At 68.0% G+C, this 15,824-nt stretch carries 14 protein-coding genes; all 14 read right to left on the minus strand.

Annotated elements, in window-relative coordinates:
• Positions 1-87: 87 nt before the first annotated feature.
• Positions 88-2,334 (minus strand): methyl-accepting chemotaxis protein, encoded by a 2,247-nt coding sequence (locus tag CR919_RS00650; RefSeq protein WP_099818379.1) that lies wholly within the window; start codon positions 2,332-2,334, stop codon positions 88-90.
• 385 nt (positions 2,335-2,719) lie between these two features.
• The gene (locus tag CR919_RS00655; protein WP_099818380.1) at positions 2,720-4,699 is read right to left on the minus strand and encodes a chemotaxis protein CheA; all 1,980 of its coding nucleotides are present in this window, start codon (positions 4,697-4,699) and stop codon (positions 2,720-2,722) included.
• A gap of 45 nt (positions 4,700-4,744) precedes the next feature.
• The gene (locus CR919_RS00660) at positions 4,745-5,110 is read right to left on the minus strand and encodes a response regulator (protein ID WP_025878971.1); all 366 of its coding nucleotides are present in this window, start codon (positions 5,108-5,110) and stop codon (positions 4,745-4,747) included.
• On the minus strand, positions 5,107-5,415 hold the full coding sequence (locus tag CR919_RS00665) for an STAS domain-containing protein (protein ID WP_059064119.1): 309 nt from the start codon (positions 5,413-5,415) through the stop codon (positions 5,107-5,109). Before CR919_RS00665 ends, CR919_RS00660 begins: the two co-directional genes overlap by 4 nt.
• Before the next feature lie 84 nt (positions 5,416-5,499).
• Positions 5,500-7,017: a chemotaxis protein CheW gene (locus CR919_RS00670; protein WP_243379772.1), complete on the minus strand. Its 1,518-nt coding sequence runs from the start codon at positions 7,015-7,017 to the stop codon at positions 5,500-5,502.
• Positions 7,014-7,796: a ParA family protein gene (locus CR919_RS00675; RefSeq protein ID WP_099818381.1), complete on the minus strand. Its 783-nt coding sequence runs from the start codon at positions 7,794-7,796 to the stop codon at positions 7,014-7,016. Before CR919_RS00675 ends, CR919_RS00670 begins: the two co-directional genes overlap by 4 nt.
• Before the next feature lie 4 nt (positions 7,797-7,800).
• Positions 7,801-8,814 carry a flagellar motor protein MotD gene (motD, locus tag CR919_RS00680; protein WP_099818382.1) on the minus strand — a complete coding sequence of 338 codons (1,014 nt, stop codon included), beginning with the start codon at positions 8,812-8,814 and terminating at the stop codon, positions 7,801-7,803.
• A 1-nt stretch (position 8,815) separates the two neighbouring features.
• Complete coding sequence (locus CR919_RS00685; protein ID WP_099818383.1) at positions 8,816-9,556, minus strand: flagellar motor protein; 741 nt, start codon at positions 9,554-9,556, stop codon at positions 8,816-8,818.
• A gap of 125 nt (positions 9,557-9,681) precedes the next feature.
• Positions 9,682-11,520 carry a chemotaxis protein CheA gene (locus CR919_RS00690; protein ID WP_099818384.1) on the minus strand — a complete coding sequence of 613 codons (1,839 nt, stop codon included), beginning with the start codon at positions 11,518-11,520 and terminating at the stop codon, positions 9,682-9,684.
• Between the two features lie 2 nt (positions 11,521-11,522).
• Entirely contained in the window at positions 11,523-12,128 is a 606-nt protein-coding gene (locus tag CR919_RS00695) for a protein phosphatase CheZ (RefSeq protein ID WP_099818385.1), read from the minus strand.
• Entirely contained in the window at positions 12,128-12,520 is a 393-nt protein-coding gene (gene cheY / locus CR919_RS00700; protein WP_005413247.1) for a chemotaxis response regulator CheY, read from the minus strand. The genes CR919_RS00695 and cheY overlap by 1 nt, the downstream gene beginning before the upstream one ends.
• A 19-nt stretch (positions 12,521-12,539) precedes the next feature.
• On the minus strand, positions 12,540-13,283 hold the full coding sequence (locus tag CR919_RS00705) for an RNA polymerase sigma factor FliA (protein WP_025878979.1): 744 nt from the start codon (positions 13,281-13,283) through the stop codon (positions 12,540-12,542).
• Positions 13,280-14,167, minus strand: a complete 888-nt coding sequence (locus CR919_RS00710; protein WP_025878980.1) for a P-loop NTPase — start codon at positions 14,165-14,167, stop codon at positions 13,280-13,282. Before CR919_RS00710 ends, CR919_RS00705 begins: the two co-directional genes overlap by 4 nt.
• Positions 14,154-15,773: a flagellar biosynthesis protein FlhF gene (flhF, locus tag CR919_RS00715; RefSeq protein ID WP_099818386.1), complete on the minus strand. Its 1,620-nt coding sequence runs from the start codon at positions 15,771-15,773 to the stop codon at positions 14,154-14,156. The genes CR919_RS00710 and flhF overlap by 14 nt, the downstream gene beginning before the upstream one ends.
• Between the last annotated feature and the right edge of the window lie 51 nt (positions 15,774-15,824).

Below are 15,824 nucleotides of genomic sequence, written 5' to 3' on the forward strand. Positions count from 1 at the left end.
CGTTCGACTGATTCGTTGTGCCATGCCGGACACCGAAGGGCCAGCGGTCCGCTGTCGGGGTGGCGCGCGGCCACCCCGATGCTGCGATCAGAACTCCTGCCAGTCGCCGTCGCCGGCCAGCGCCGGCTGCGCAACGGGCTTACGCACGCGCGATGGCGTGGCGATGGGCGCAGGCGCCGCCTTGCGCGGTGCATTTCCGGCCGCGGACATCGCCGCACGCGGCGCCGCGTTGCCTGCGCTCGGCGCGGCCAGGCGGAAGCGTGCAACGGCCTCGCCCAGCTGCGCGGCCTGGTCTTCCATCGCCCGCGCGGCTGCAGTGGCTTCTTCCACCAGCGCAGCATTCTGCTGGGTGGTTTCATCCATCTGCACCACGGTCTGGTTGACCTGCTCGATGCCGGCCGACTGTTCCTGCGAGGCGGCGGAGATCTCGGCCATGATGTCGGTCACCCGCTGCACAGAAGCGACGATCTCGCCCATGGTGCTGCCGGCCTGGTGGACCAGGCTGGAGCCTTCGGCGACCTTGCCGACCGATTCGTCGATCAGGCCCTTGATTTCCTTGGCAGCGGCGGCCGAACGCTGGGCGAGGGTACGCACTTCGCTGGCGACCACGGCAAAGCCACGACCCTGTTCACCGGCACGGGCGGCTTCGACCGCAGCGTTCAGCGCCAGGATGTTGGTCTGGAAGGCGATGCCGTCGATCACCGAAATGATCTCGGCGATCTTCTTCGAGGAGGCTTCGATGGCCGACATGGTGGTGACCACCTGGCCGACCACTTCGCCGCCCTGCGAGGCCACGCCATGCGCGCCGATGGCGAGCTGGTTGGCCTGGCGTGCGTGCTCGGCGTTCTGCCGCACGGTGGAGGTCAGTTCCTCCATCGACGCGGCGGTTTCTTCCAGATTAGCGGCCTGCTGCTCGGTGCGGCGCGACAGGTCGCTGTTGCCCGAGGCGATTTCGCCTGCGGCCAGGGTGATGCTGGAGGTGCTGGCCTGGATCTGGCTGACGATCTGGGTCAGCTGGGCAACCGTGGTGTTGGCATCGTCACGCATGCGGGCGAACACGCCGTGGAACTGGCCGTCCATGCGTGCGGTCAGGTCGCCCCCGGCGATAGCCTGCAGCAGCTGCGACAGCTGGCCCAGGTTGCCGTCGGCGACCTGCATCATGCTGTTCAGCTGCTCGATCATCACGCGGAAATCGTGATCGAAGCGCTGCGCATCGCCACGCTGGCTGAAATCGCCGGCGGCGGCAGCCGAGGCCAACTGCTGGATCTGCGTGTTGATCGCCAGCAGGCTGGCCTTGGCCGCATCCATCGATTCATGCAGGATCGCGCGGCTGCCCGGCAAGCGGCGGGCATCGGGGGCGAGGTTGCCGGTGGCGTACTGGTTGAGCACGTCGATGGCATCACGGATCGCGTCGAGGTGCTCGAAGATCACCGTGTTGATGCCGCCGGCGAGCTGGCCGTAGACGCCCGGGAAATCTTCCGGAATGCGGTGGCTGATATCGGGTCCGGCATGCATCTGTGCCATCAGCTGGGTCTGCTCGGAGAAGCGACGCAGCATCGCGGTCATCTCCGCGGTAGCCGCCAGCATGCGGCCCGCCTCATCCTTGCCGTTGGCCTGGGTGGTGACGCTGAGGTCGCCACGGGCAACCGCCTGGATGGCATGCACGGCCTTGCCCAGCGGACCAACCACGGCGCGCGAGATGACCACGGCCAGGGTGGCGGCGACTACGACCAGCAGCGCGATGGCGGCGATGATGGCCAGCATGCTGTTGCGGTGGGTTGCGTTGGCGTCGTCGATCTTGCCCTGCATCTGGGTTCCCAGCAGCGCACCCAGCGCCTTCAGGTCCTCAAAGGCCTTGCGGCGCAGCGGGCGCGACTGCTCATCGGAGATCTGCCGGGCGGTCTCGCCATCACCCGCCGTCGCCGCTTCGCGCAGCTTGGTATTGGCGGCGAAGTAGCCATCGACGTCGGCCTGCACGGCCTGGTACAGCGCGCGCTCCTTGTCGCCGGCCGGCAGCTTGGCATAGGCGGCCAGCTGCTCGCGCACTACCGCAGCGGTGTCATTCATGCGCTTGTTGTAGTCGGCCACCTTTTCCGGCTGGTCCAGCATGCTGATCTGGGCCAGTTCATAGGTGCGGAACTCACCCAGCTGCGAGCGCACTTCACCGAGGTACTGCACCGATGGGATGTCGTTGGTCGCCATCGAGGTCAGCTTGGCATTGGCTTCGGACAGGCGGACCAGGGCGAACGCACCCAGCACGACGGTCATCAGGGTGGTCAGGGTGAATCCCACAGCCAGCTTGCGGGCGATGGGCAGATCGTGGAACCACTTCATGCAGGGTGCTCCAGGGTGGGCAGAATACCGGCGGCGGCGCCGCAGGCAAAAGGTCGTTGCAGGAGGGAACGGTGGTGCCGGGTGAAGGATCGGTGACTGCCGTCATTTCGAGATAGCGGCGCCTGCGCGGCGGACTTTATGGACCTGTGTCACATTCGCTGGCGTAGGGAGATGCGGCGCAAAGCACGCCCTGGCGAGGCGTTCGCATCGACATCGTGGTTTCAGGCGAAACCATGCCCACGACGAAGTTCACAGTGCAGATTGACGGAGTTCAAAGCGGACCGCGCAGCCCTGTCAGCCGCGAAGGAGGGGTGCTGTTGTATGCGCGCGCAAACAAAAACCGCCGCCCCGGAGGGCGGCGGTCAGGCGCGGCGCGTGGAGCGGCTCAGGCGGCCTGCGGTACCCGCAGCGAACGCACCAGGCCGCCGATGTCGACGATCAGGGCGACGCGGCCGTCACCGAGGATGGTGGCGCCGGAGACGCCGCCGATGCGGCGGTAGTTGTTCTCGATGTTCTTCACCACGACCTGCTGCTGGCCGACCAGTTCGTCCACTTCCAGCGCGATTTTCTGGCCATCGCCTTCCACCACCACCACCAGCGATTCACTGCCGGGTGCGCGTTGTCCATAGCCGTAGTACTCGCTCAGCGACAGGATCGGCAGGTACTCGCCACGCACGCGCAGCACGCGGCCTTCGCCGGCCATGCTGCGGATGTCGTCGGGCTGCGGCTGCAATGCTTCAAGCACGTAGGCCAGCGGCAGGATCAGGGTTTCGCCGGCCACCGCAACGGTCATGCCGTCGAGGATGGCCAGGGTCAGCGGCAACCGGATCAGCGTGCGGGTGCCGGTGCCGAGGCCGCTTTCAATCTGCACCTCGCCACCGAGCGCCTGGATGTTGCGGCGGACCACGTCCATGCCGACGCCACGACCGGACAGGTCGGTGACCGCATCGGCGGTGGAGAAGCCGGGCTGGAAGATCAGGTCCCAGACCTGCGAATCGGTCGGGTTGTCCGGCACGGCCAGGCCGCGTTCGTGCGCCTTGGCCAGGATCTTCTCGCGATTCAGGCCGCGGCCGTCGTCGCTGACTTCGATGACGATGTGGCCGCCCTGGTGCGAGGCTGCCAGGGTGATCGTGCCGGTCTCGTCCTTGCCGGCGTCGCGACGCACGTCCGGCATTTCCAGGCCGTGGTCGATCGAGTTGCGGACCAGATGCACCAGCGGATCGGCGATCTTTTCAATCAGGCCCTTGTCCAGTTCGGTGCCTTCGCCGATCGTGCGCAGGCGCACGTGCTTGCCGAGGCGGCCGGACAGGTCGCGGACCAGGCGCGGGAAGCGGCGGAAGACTGCGTCGACCGGCAGCATGCGCACGCCGATCACCGCTTCCTGCAGATCGCGGGTATTGCGTTCAAGCTGGTCCAGGCCAGCGAACAGGCACTCGGCATGGACCGGGTCCAGCGCGTGCGAGACCTGCTTGAGCATGGCCTGGGTGATGACCAGTTCGCCGACCAGGTTGATCAGTGCATCGACCTTGTCGACGCTGACGCGGATGGAGGTTTCCGCTTCCTGGCTGGCGCCGGCGCTCGCCGTCGGTGCGGCAGCGGCAGGCGCGGGGGCAGCCACTGGCGCGGCAGCCGGTGCCTGGGTGGCGAGGCTTGGCGGTGCGGCCGGACGGATGTCCAGTTCGCAGTCGTCCAGCACCCAGGCGAAGGTGTCTTCGATCTTGCTGCGCGGCACCTTGCCGACCAGGCCCAGGTCCCACGCAAGGTGGGCTTCGAGCGGATCGAGCTGGGCAAAGCCGGGCAGGCGATCCATGCGTGCGGCGACCTGCAGCGAACCCAGGTGTTCCAGTTCGCGGATGATGCGCAGCGGGTCGTTGCCGCTCATGAACAGCGACGGCGCCGGAGTGAAGCCGATCTGCCAGGCTTCCGGTGTGTCGTCGACCTTGCTGGCGGCGGCCGGCGCAGCGGCGGCCGCCGCCTGGCCGGACAGCACCGATTCCAGGCGCGCTTTCACCGCAGCAACCGCTGCAGGGTCGGCGGGCTGGCCGTGCTCGGCCTCGCGCAACAGGGCACGCAGCACGTCCACCGACGACAGCATCGCATCGACGGCGTTGCCTTCGAGAGCGCGCTTGCCGGCACGCAGCTCATCCAGCAGCGTCTCCAGCACGTGGGTCAACCCGGCGATGGCATCGAAGCCGAACGTGCCGGCGCCACCCTTGATGGAGTGGGCGGCACGGAACACCGAGTTGATGATCTCCGGGTCCTGTTGTCCCGATTCCAGGGCCAGCAGGCCAGCCTCCATGGCGTCGAGGCCTTCGCGGCTCTCCTCGAAGAAAGTGGCGTGGAAGCGTTGCAGGTCCATGCTCATGGCAGTGGCGATCCGGAAGCGAAGAGGGGGAGCAGTGCGGGGCGATCAGCCCAGCACTTTCTGCACGGTGGCGACCAGCTGTTCGGGATTGAACGGCTTGACCAGCCAGCCGGTGGCACCAGCGGCCTTGCCTTCGGACTTCTTGTCCGCGGCCGATTCGGTGGTCAGCATCAGCATCGGCGTGAACTTGTAGTCCGGCAGCTGGCGCAGTTCGCGGATCAGTGCGATGCCGTCCATGTTCGGCATGTTGACGTCGGTGACCACCGCATTGAAGCGTTGGCCCTTGGCACGTCCGAGCGCGACCGCGCCGTCTTCAGCTTCTTCGACGGCAAAACCGGCCGAGGTGAGGGCGAAGGAAACCATCTGGCGCATCGACGCCGAATCGTCCACCACCAAGATACGTGCGCTCATGCAGCGTTCTCCACAGATTTCAGGTTGTCATGGGGTACGTCCAGGCCCAGGGCCTGGGTGACGCCCAACAGGCGTGCAGCGTCACGGAAGGTTGCAGTGCAACCGTGGAAGCCGGTGCCCAGGCCTGCCTCGCGGCGGGCCTGTACGAAGGCACACAGCACCTGCACGCTGGCGGTATGGATGCGACCGACCTGGCTTGCATCCAGGGTCAGCTCGCCTGCTTCCGCCACCAAGGGCGAAAGGCGGTTCTTGAGCTCGGTGCTGCTCTCGATGCCGAGATCCTCACCCAGTTCGACAGTGCTCATCGTTGCTCCGGACAAACGGTTCCAGCATTCATAACGGCACCGCGCGGTAGTTCTTTAGGGGCGTGATCGGCGCGAAGTGCCGATTCACCCCAGCAGCTGCGTGGCGTCGAGCAGGATCATCGGCCGCTGGCTGATACGGGCCACGCCGCGGAACAGGTCATTGGAGATCTGGCAGATGCGGGCGGTATCGGGCGGTTCGATCTGCGAGTCGGTCAGGTTGGCGACGTCCTCCACGGCCGACACGCGCAGGCCCAGGGTCTCGCCGTTCTCTTCGAGCACGACGATGCGGGTCTGCGCGTCATCCTCGGCGGACGCCGCGCCCAGGTGCAGGCCAAGATCCATCACCGGCACCACCTGGCCGCGCAGATTCATGATGCCGAGCATTTCCGGGGCGGTACCGCGCAATGGCAGCAGCGGCACCGGCAGCACCACTTCCTGCACCTTCAGCAGCTCCAGCGCGTAGGCCTGGGTGCCGCAGCGCAGGCGCAGCCAGCGCGAGGTGCGCTCGCCGGCGCGGCGGTTCTGCGGGTGCGGGCTGCTGGCGGGCTGATGCGCCTGCGCCTGCAGCTCCTGCCAGGTGCCGGGGCGGTTGCTGGACGGGGTGTCGACCGCGATCCGTGGCGGCGGCATTACGGCGGCGCGGGTCATCGACGGCATCGCTGACGGTGCCGGGCGCACTGCAGGCGTGGCAACGGCCGGCGCGGTGATGGCGGGAACCACGTCGCCATCGGCGGCAGCTTCGAACGCGGCCTGCAGCCCGGGACTATCGGTGTGCGCGAGGCTGTCGGCGGCGTCGGTTTCGTAGATCACTTCGTCCGGCAGGTCATCCCAGGTGGGTTCCGGCGCGGGCGGTGCGACAGGGGCAGCAGCCACGGGCGCGGTTTCATGGATCACTTCAGCCGGCAGATCGTCCCAGCTCGGTTCGCGCTCGGCGTCGGCTGCAGGCGTGGCAGCGGCGTCGAAGGCGGCCTCGAGCGCCGCATCGTCGCTGGCCGGGGCGGCCGCGACGGTGTCGGTTTCGTAGATCACTTCGGCCGGAAGATCGTCCCAGGTGGGCTCGCGCTCGGCGTCGGCTGCAGGCGCGGCGACGGCGTCGAAGGCGGCTTCGAGGGACGCATCGCCGCTGGCCGGGGCGGCCGCGACGGAGTCGGTTTCGTAGATCACTTCGGCCGGAAGGTCGTCCCAGGTGGGCTCGCGCTCGGTGTCGGCCTTAGGCACGGCGACGGCGTCGAAGGCGGCCTCGAGCGCCGCATCGTCGCTGGCCGGGGCGGCCGCGACGGTGTCGGTTTCGTAGATCACTTCGGCCGGCAGATCGTCCCAGGTCGGTTCGCGCTCGGCGTCGGCTGCAGGCGTGGCAGCGGCGTCGAAGGCGGCTTCGAGCGCCGCATCGTCGTTGGCCGGGGGCGCTGCGACGGTGTCGGTTTCGTAGATCACTTCGGCCGGAAGTTCGGCCCAGCTGGGCTCGCGCTGGCCGTCGACTGCTGCACTCGTCGGGCGCGGCGTGGCATCTGCGGCGACCGGTGCGACCGGTGCGACCGGTGCCACGGCAATGTCGCCGAGCAGCTCGTCCAGATAGTCATCCAGCATGCCGGTGGTGTTCATGCCGCCTGCTCCAGGGCGCGTGCGTCCTCACCGAGGATCCAGTTCAGCGCGCGGCGATAGGCCGCCAGGCCACGGCCCGGGTAGTCCTCGCCGATGCTCGGCAGGGTCAGCCCGGCCGCGTTGCTGATGCGGGTGTCGATCGGGATCGCATCTTCCCAGACGCGGCTTGCGTGGCGGTCCTGCATGGCGCGCAGCGATTCATTGCCGGTGCGGGTGCGGCGGTCGAACAGCGTCGGCAGGATCGAGATCGGCAGCGGGCGGCGGCGCGAACGCTCGACCATCTCGCCGGTGCGGACCATGCCATCCAGGCCGTGCAGGGCCAGCGGCTCAGCCTGGGTGGGGATGATCAGGCGATCGGCCGCGGCCAGCGCGTTGATCATCAGCAGGCCCAGGGTCGGTGCGCAGTCCAACAGGATGTAGTCGTGCTGACCCTGGTGGCGGGCGAGGGCGTTCTGCAGTGCCAGGCCCAGGCCCGGCTGGTTGGCGCTGCGTCGTTCCAGCGTGGCCAGCGAGGCCTGCGCGCACACGTAATCGAGCCCGCCGATGTTGCTGGCGTGGCTGAGCGTGGACAGGTCGGCCGGTGGTGCGCCGAACAGTTCCAGCACGCCGCTGGGTGCCGGTTCGATCGGCACACCGAAGGCGCGGGTCAGCGAGGCATGCGGATCGAGATCGATCAGCAGCACGCGGTGGCCGAGCGCGGCCAGGCCGCGACCGAGGGCGAGGGTGGTGGTGGTCTTGCCGACTCCGCCCTTCTGGTTGGCGACTGCCCAGATGCGCATCGGATTACTCCTTCATTGCCGGGGGAACGGCGGCGCCGACACGGCTGCCAGCCGGCACCGGTGGCAACTGCACCGGTGCGATGGGGGAACTGGAGGTGGTGGCCGGTGCTGCGGCGGCCTGTTCGCTCGCGTTGCGGGTGGCCCCGGTCGCGGCATTCAGGCGTTCGCCCAGCGGGTCCACCGAATGACTGGTGTCGGCCAGGATGATGACCATCACCCGCCGGTTGCGGTTGCGGCCCTGCGCACTGTCATTCGCTTCGCGCGGGCGGAACTGACCGTAGCCGACCATCGCCAGCCGCGACGGCTGCAGGCCCTGGTCGGCAAACAGATGCACGACGCTGGCCGCGCGCCCGGCCGACAGTTCCCAGTTGGACGGGAAGGTGGCGGTGGCAATCGGCACGTTGTCGGTGTGGCCTTCCACGCGCACGCTGTTGGGCACGTCGCGCAGCACACCGGCCAGGCTGGCCAGGGTGTCGCGCGCGTGCACGTCCAGCGCTGCCGAGCCGGTCGGGAACAGGATGTCGCTGTTGATCTCGACTTCGATCCACAGTTCGGTGCGGCGCACGCTGATCATGCCGCGGTCGATCAGCGGCGCCAGCGCAGCGGTAAGGCGGTCGGCGATGCTGTTGAGCTGGCGCTCGGCACGCGCGATCTGCTCCTGGTTGTGCACCGACACCGGCATGCGCATCTGCGAGGCCATCGCCGGCAGCAGGGTGGGGTCGTGCGATGGTGCGGGTGCGGACGGCCCGATCTTGGTGCCGGACTTGATCACCGACGGGCTGTCCCAGCCGCCGCCCTGCACCTGCTTGTTGCCGACCTGCACCGGATTGATGGTGCGCGGCGCACCACCGAAGGCATCGGTGAGGGCGTCGGCCATGATCCGGTACTTGCCCTCGTTGACCGAGGAGATCGCGTACATGACCACGAAGAAGGCGAGCAGCAGCGTCATCAGGTCGGCATAGGGGATGGCCCATGCTTCGTGGTTGGCGTGCTCTTCGTGGTGCTTGCGGCGGGCCATGTCAGTGCAGGAAGCCGGAGAGGTTGGTTTCGATGTTGCGCGGGTTCTCGCCCTGGGCGATCGAGATCAGGCCTTCGATGACCATTTCACGGTCGCGGCTGGAATGGGCGATCACGCCCTTCAGCTTGGCGGCGATGGGCAGGAACAGCAGGTTGGCCGAGGCGATGCCGTAGATGGTGGCGGTGAACGCCGCTGCGATGCCGTGGCCGAGCTTGCTCGGATCGGCCAGGTTCTTCATCACCGCGATCAGGCCGAGCACGGCGCCGATGATGCCCAGCGTAGGCGCATAGATGCCCATGGCCTCAAATACCTTGGCGCCGGCCTGGTCCTGGTGTTCCTGGCTGCCGAGTTCGATTTCCAGCATGTGCCGGATCGATTCGGGTTCCACACCGTCCACCAGCAGTTGCAGGCCCTTGCGCAGGAACGGATCACGCTGCGCTTCCACCTGCGATTCCAGGCCGAGCAGGCCCTGGCGGCGGGCGATGTTGCTCCATTCCACGATCTGCTGGATCAGTTCGCGACGGTCGCTGTGCGGCGGGCGCACGACCCAGCGCACGATCTTGAACGCATGCTTGAACACCGCCGGCGCGGTATGCAGCAGGATGGCCGCCACGGTACCCACGATCACGATCACAAAGGCGGCAGGCGACCACAACGACGCCAGCCCGGCGCCCTTGAGGATGCTGCCACCGACCAGCGAGGCCAGGGCGAGGAAAAGTCCAATGAGGCTGAGTCTATCCATGGGTCCGGTATCGGCTTGTATGAATGGGACTTGAGACACCGGGAGAATCTGGTGTAACGGAGTTCACAGTTTCCTGTGTCGCCGGGCTGGCCCGGCGCTCTTGCGTGTCGCGTTCAGGAATCGGGTCAGTCGTGTGGGCTGCGCAGTCCGTCCACGTCCAGGATCAGTGCCATGCGACCATCGCCGATCAAGGTTGCACCGGCATAACCGCGCAGGCCGCGCAGGGCTTTCGGCAGCGGCTTGATGACCACTTCCTCGCGCCCGCGCACCTGGTCCACCACCAGCCCGAAGCGCGCTTCACCGGCCTGCAGCACGACGATGGTCAGCAGCGGCGAGGCGGCCGGCGTCACATCCAGCCATTGCCGCAGGTCGACCAGCGCCAGCGTGTGCGAGCGACGGTCCAGCACGGCGCGGCCATCGAACCAGCCCAGCGAGGTGCGCGGTGCATGCAGCACTTCCATCACGCGGGCCAGTGGCAGGGCGTAGACGTCTTCGCCGGCCTGCACCAGCAGGGTCGGCAGGATCGCCAGGGTCAACGGCACACGGATCATGAAGCGGCTGCCGCGGCCCAGTTCCGACTGGATCTGAATCTGCCCGCTCAGCTCGCGGATGCGCGACTGCACCACGTCCATGCCGACGCCGCGGCCGGAAATGTCGGTGACCTGCTGCTTGGTCGAGAAGCCCGGCAGGAACACCAGGTGCAGGCATTCCTCGCTGCTCAGGCGGGCGGCGGCTTCCGGATCGATCAGGCCCTTTTCGCGTGCCTTGGCGCGCAGCTTTTCCGGATCGATGCCGGCACCGTCGTCCTGCACTTCGATGCTGACGTAGTCGCCTTCCTGCTGCGCCGACAGGCGCACGTGGCCCATCCGCGGCTTGCCCTGCGCTTCGCGCAGATCAGGCATTTCCACGCCATGGTCGATGGCGTTGCGGACCAGGTGCACCAGCGGGTCGGCCAGCGCTTCGACCAGGTTGCGGTCGAGCTCGGTCTCCGCGCCGATCAGTTCCAGGTCCACTTCCTTCTTCAGCGAACGCGCAACGTCGCGCGCCACCTTCGGGAAGCGCGAGAACACCTTGCCGACCGGCTGCATGCGGGTGCGCATCACTGCCGACTGCAGGCGCGCGGTGGCGATATCCAGCGTCGACACGGCACGGTCCAGCTCTTCATCGCGCAGGCGTGTGCGCAGCGTCTTCAACCGGTTTCGTGACAGCACCAGTTCGCCGATCAGGTTGACGATGGCGTCCAGGCGCTTGGTATCCACGCGCACGGTGTGTTCGGCTTCGGCGACGGGCTTGTTGGGCGCCGGCTTGGCAGCGGGTGCGGCCGGCGCGGGCGCCGGTCGTGGTGCCGGTGCGGCAGCAATCGCGGCGATGGCGTTGCTGCCCGGGGCGGCACCGCCATGCAGCTGGTCGAGCAGCGCCTCGAACTCGTCTTCGCTGATCATGTCGTCGGCCTTCTTCGCCGCCGCCACGGGTGCTGGCGCCTTGCCGCCGTGCAGCTGGTCGAGCAGGGCTTCGAACTCGTCGTCGGTGATCAGGTCACCACCGCCGGCACCCGGCGTGGCGGCCGAGGGCGCAACCGCGCCACCGCCATGCACGTCGAACTGGGCGACCAGTTCGGGCGGGGCAAAGCCGGGCTCGGTACCCGAGGACACCGCGTCAAGCATCGACTGCAGGTAGTCCAGTGATTGCTGGGCGGCATCGAAGTGATGTGCCTGCAGTACGGCCTGGCCGGCACGCGCGGCGCCCAGCGCCTCTTCGGCGGCGTGGCACAGTTCGACCATCGCGGTGATGCCGAGGAAACCTGCGCCGCCTTTCAGCGTGTGGTAGCCACGGAACACCGCGTTGAGCTGTTCATTGTCCTGCGGTGCCTGTTCCAGCGACACCAGCTGTTCGCCGAGGCGATCCAGGATTTCCTGGGCCTCGATGATGAAATCGGCAGTGATGTCGTCGGCTACCGCGCCCATGGTTACAGCCCCAGATCCGACAACAGGTCGTCGGCGTCGTTCTGCGAGACCGCATGGCGGTCCAGCCCTTTCAGTGCCGGCCCGGCCAGTTCCGGGTCGGTGCGATGCTGTTCCGGCGGCAGGCCGAGCGCGCCGAAGCCTTCGTGCACGCGGCGGACGATGCCCACCACGCGGCGGATGATCTGTCCGGTCAGGTCCTGGTAGCTCTGGGTCAGGGCGATCTCGGTGAGGTTGTGGCGGATGCGGTCCAGCTGCACGTCCTGGCCCGGCTGCAGGCCATCGGCGCGCAGCTGTTCGGTCAGGTTGCGGCACTCTTCGGCCAGGTCCAGGGTGCGGTGGGTGGCCTGTTCGGTCATCGCCACCACGTGGTCCAGGCGCGCGCAGGCGTCGTCCAGCTCGCCGGCTTCATCGGGCACGGTCGGCAGTTCGCCCAGTGCCTGGCCCAGTTCGCGGGCCAGCCGCGAAAGGCCGCTCATCATCGGCTGGGTGCGCAGCGCCACCAGGCCGTCGATGCGCTGGCGCCAGGCCGCCTCGTCGCCGGATTCCAATGCATCCAGGGCTTCCTGCAGGCGCAGGGCGAGGGCGCTCTTGTCGACCGTGGTGTCCATCAAGCGCTGGCCGCCAGGCGTTCGAAGATCTTGCCGAGCTTCTCTTCCAGCGTCTGTGCGGTGAACGGCTTGATGATGTATCCGTTCACGCCGTTCTGCGCCGCTTCGATGATCTGCTCGCGCTTGGCTTCGGCGGTCACCATCAGCACCGGCAGGGTCTTCAGCTTGGCATCGGCACGGATCGCCTTCAGCAGTTCGATGCCGGTCATCACCGGCATGTTCCAGTCGGTCACCACGAAGTCGAACGGCTGGCTCTGCAGCAACGACAGCGCGGCATGCCCGTCCTCGGCTTCGGCGGTATTGGTGAAGCCCAGATCGCCCAGCAGGTTCTTGACGATACGACGCATGGTCGAGAAATCGTCGACGATCAGGATGCGCATGTTCTTGTTCAAAGCAGAGTTCCTTTGTTGATCAGCTCTCGAGGCCGGCGTCGGCCGCCTCGAAAATCTTCAGTCGGCCACGCAGGCGCAGAACCGCCTGGCCGTGGATCTGGCAGACCCGCGACTCGCTCACGCCGAGCACTGCGCCGATCTCTTTCAGGTTCAGTTCCTGCTCGTAGTAGAGCGACAGCACCAGCTGTTCGCGCTCGGGCAGGTGGCCGATGGCATTGCCCAGCTCGCGGCCGAACTCGCCGCGTTCCAGCACCTGCTGCGGGGTCGGGCCGCCCTGGGCGACGGTGTCCAGCTCGCCCTGGTCTTCGATGCGTGATTCCAGGCTCAGCACCTGCCCGCGCGAGGCGTCTTCCATCAGGCGCAGGTACTCGGGCAACGGCATCTCCATCGCGGCGGCCACTTCGGTGGCGCTGGCGGCGCGGCCGGTGCTCTGCTCCAGGCGGCGGATGGTGGCAGCGGCGTCGCGGGCACGGCGGTGCACCGAACGCGGCACCCAGTCGCCACGACGGATCTCATCGATCATCGAACCGCGGATGCGGATCGAGGCGTAGGTCTCGAACGAGGCACCCTGGTCGGCGTCGTAGCTGCGCGACGCTTCGATCAGGCCCATCATGCCGGCCTGGATCAGGTCGTCCACTTCAACGCTGGCCGGCAGGCGTGCGGCCAGGTGGTGGGCGATGCGCCGCACCAGGTCCGAGTGCTGGGCGATTACTTCATTGGCCGCCGTGCGCTGGACCTCTCTGTACTGGGCGGCGCCTTTCATGCGGCCACCCCACGCTGCTTGATGATGCGTTCGAGGAAGAACTCGACGCCACCGCGCGGCTCGGTCGGTGCCTGCCAGCGAGCGGTGCGGCGGGCGATCTCGGTGATCGCCAGTGCCGACGGGCTGGACGGATAGGCCTTCACCACCGGCTGCTGGCGCTGCACCGACAGGCGCAGCCAGTCGTCCTGCGGCACGCAGCCGAGGTAGTTCAGCGAGACATCGGCGAGGAATTTCTCGCAGACGCGGGTCAGCTTCTCGTACAGCACGCGGCCTTCGTTGGGGTCGCGCACCATGTTGGCCACCACCTGGATGCGGTCCACGCCACGCTCGCGCGACAGCACCTTGATCAGGGCATAGGCGTCGGTGATCGAGGCCGGTTCGTCGCAGACCACCACCACGGTGTCCTGCGCGGCCTGGCAGAAGGTCAGCACGCCATCGGTGATGCCGGCGGCGGTGTCCACCACCATGATGTCCAGCTCGCGCTCCAGTTCGGAGAACACGTTGACCAGGCCCACATGCTCGGCCGGGGCCAGCTCGGCCATGTGCCGGCGGCCGGACGCGGCCGGCACCACCAGCACGCCGTTCGGGCCTTCGATGATCACGTCATCCAGGCTGCAACGCCCAGCGACCAGGTCGGCCAGGGTATTGGTGGGGCTCAGGCCGAGGATCACGTCGATGTTGGCCAGGCCGAGGTCGGCATCCAGCAACAGGGTGCGTTTGCCCATGCCGGCAAGCGCCACGGCCAGGTTGGCCGACACGTTGGTCTTGCCGACGCCGCCCTTGCCGCCGGTCACGGCAATCGTGCGCACAGGGCCGAGCGGCTCGCTGCGGGTCGCCGTCAGCGGGAAGGTGGTGGTCAGCTTGGCGTACTCACGCGACGGCATGGTTCAACTCCGGGTTGCAGGGCATATCGGCCGCGCGGCGCAAATCTTCAAGGCGAAGTACAAGATTGGCTGCACTGGCCCGGTGCAGGTCGTCCGGGACGTCCTGGCCATCGGTCACCCAGGTGATCGGCAGCTTGTGGTCCACCGCCACCGACAGGGCGTTGCCGAAGCGGCCGGTCTCGTCCAGCTTGCTCAGCACCAGGCCCTGCAGGTTGGCCGCGCCGAAGCGGCGCACCACCTCGTCCATGTCGCCGAAGCTGGTGTTGGCCGGCAGCACCAGCAGGGTGCGGACCTGGCGGGCAGCGCGCAGCCACTGCAGCTGGGCGGCCAGTGCGCGGTCGCGCGGGCCCAGGCCGGCGGTGTCGATCAGCACCAGCTTGTAGTCCTTCAGGCGCTCCAGCAGCTGGTCCAGATCGGTGCCGCTGTTGGCCTCGTGCACCGCGATGCCGAGCTGGCGGCCATAGCCGTACAGCTGTTCACGGGCGCCGATGCGCATCGTATCGGTGGTGACCAGGGCGACGTCGCGGGCGGCATGGGCTTCGGCGAAGCGCGAGGCCAGCTTGGCGATGGTGGTGGTCTTGCCGGCACCGGTCGGGCCGACCAGAGCGATCACGCCGCCTTCCTCCATCGGGTCGACCGGGGCGATCGGCAGCTTGCGCGAGATCAGCCCCAGCATCAGGCCGCGGCCACGATGCGCTTCGGTTTCCAGCGGAATCTGCATGGCCACGTCGCGGGCGATGCCAGCGTCGAAGCCGTACTCGTCCATCAGGTCCAGCGCGGTGGCGCGTACCGGGCAGCCGCGCAGGCGCTCATCGGTGAAGCGGTTCATTTCGCGCTCGATCACCTGGCGCATGCCGGCCACTTCCTGGCGCAGGTGGCGGATCTCGGCGTCGTCGGCGACCAGGGTGAGGGCAGGTGCCGGTGCCAGCGCCGGCAGCGGTGCCGGTGCAGCTTCCGTCGGCTGCACGGCAACCGGCGCATGGGGTGCTTCGTCTTCGGGCGCTGCGGCGGCCTGGCTGGCAACCGGCAGCGGCGGCGGCGAGACTGCCGGCAGCTGCGCGCTGTCTTCCAGCGGCGGATCGATCTGGAAGCGGGCGCGGTTCACCGCGGCAGCTGCGGCCGGCAAGGGCGCAACGATGGCGTCGGCAAACGGGGCGAAGATCTGTTCCGGCAGCGTCGATTCATTGACGGCGGCGCGCGCCAGCGTAGCGGCGAAACCGGTGCTGCCACGGGTCGGCACGATTTCGTCGGCGCTGTCGAGGGTGCGGCCGGTCGCGCCGACGGCAGCGCGGGCGAGGGCGGCGACGGCGGAAGTGGTGGCTGCCACCGGCTCCGGTGCCGGGGTGTTGCTGCGACGGCGGGTGACCGCGGCGATCACCGCGTCGGCGGCGGTACGCGGCTTCGGTGCGGGCGGCGGCGCCACGTCGCGACGCGACGCTTCCAGGGCGCGCTGCACGGCGCTCTCATCGTAGTTGGCGGCTGCCACGATCTCGATGCCTTCCTCGATCCGGCGGTTGGACAGGATCACGGCGTCAGGACCATGTTCCTTGCGCACCAGGTTCATGGCCGAGCGCATGTCGGCGGCGACGAATCGTTTGATTTTCATGCTGTGGTCACGGGACGAAGTCGGCGGAGTGGCGGTCGGAGAACGCGGGTG

It is taken from the genome of Stenotrophomonas sp. LMG 10879 (assembly GCF_002750935.1).
Lineage (GTDB): Bacteria > Pseudomonadota > Gammaproteobacteria > Xanthomonadales > Xanthomonadaceae > Stenotrophomonas > Stenotrophomonas lactitubi_B.

What these genes read in the sequence shown, in the direction of transcription:
- CR919_RS00660 (WP_025878971.1), bottom strand. Translation starts at nt 5,110, where the DNA reads ATGAGCGCACGTATCTTGGTGGTGGACGATTCGGCGTCGATGCGCCAG.
- CR919_RS00690 (WP_099818384.1), bottom strand. Translation starts at nt 11,520, where the DNA reads ATGGGCGCGGTAGCCGACGACATCACTGCCGATTTCATCATCGAGGCC.
- CR919_RS00685 (WP_099818383.1), bottom strand. Translation starts at nt 9,556, where the DNA reads ATGGATAGACTCAGCCTCATTGGACTTTTCCTCGCCCTGGCCTCGCTG.
- CR919_RS00650 (WP_099818379.1), bottom strand. Translation starts at nt 2,334, where the DNA reads ATGAAGTGGTTCCACGATCTGCCCATCGCCCGCAAGCTGGCTGTGGGA.
- CR919_RS00705 (WP_025878979.1), bottom strand. Translation starts at nt 13,283, where the DNA reads ATGAAAGGCGCCGCCCAGTACAGAGAGGTCCAGCGCACGGCGGCCAAT.
- CR919_RS00665 (WP_059064119.1), bottom strand. Translation starts at nt 5,415, where the DNA reads ATGAGCACTGTCGAACTGGGTGAGGATCTCGGCATCGAGAGCAGCACC.
- CR919_RS00655 (WP_099818380.1), bottom strand. Translation starts at nt 4,699, where the DNA reads ATGAGCATGGACCTGCAACGCTTCCACGCCACTTTCTTCGAGGAGAGC.
- CR919_RS00670 (WP_243379772.1), bottom strand. Translation starts at nt 7,017, where the DNA reads ATGAACACCACCGGCATGCTGGATGACTATCTGGACGAGCTGCTCGGC.
- motD (WP_099818382.1), bottom strand. Translation starts at nt 8,814, where the DNA reads ATGGCCCGCCGCAAGCACCACGAAGAGCACGCCAACCACGAAGCATGG.
- flhF (WP_099818386.1), bottom strand. Translation starts at nt 15,773, where the DNA reads ATGAAAATCAAACGATTCGTCGCCGCCGACATGCGCTCGGCCATGAAC.
- CR919_RS00710 (WP_025878980.1), bottom strand. Translation starts at nt 14,167, where the DNA reads ATGCCGTCGCGTGAGTACGCCAAGCTGACCACCACCTTCCCGCTGACG.
- CR919_RS00675 (WP_099818381.1), bottom strand. Translation starts at nt 7,796, where the DNA reads ATGCGCATCTGGGCAGTCGCCAACCAGAAGGGCGGAGTCGGCAAGACC.
- CR919_RS00695 (WP_099818385.1), bottom strand. Translation starts at nt 12,128, where the DNA reads ATGGACACCACGGTCGACAAGAGCGCCCTCGCCCTGCGCCTGCAGGAA.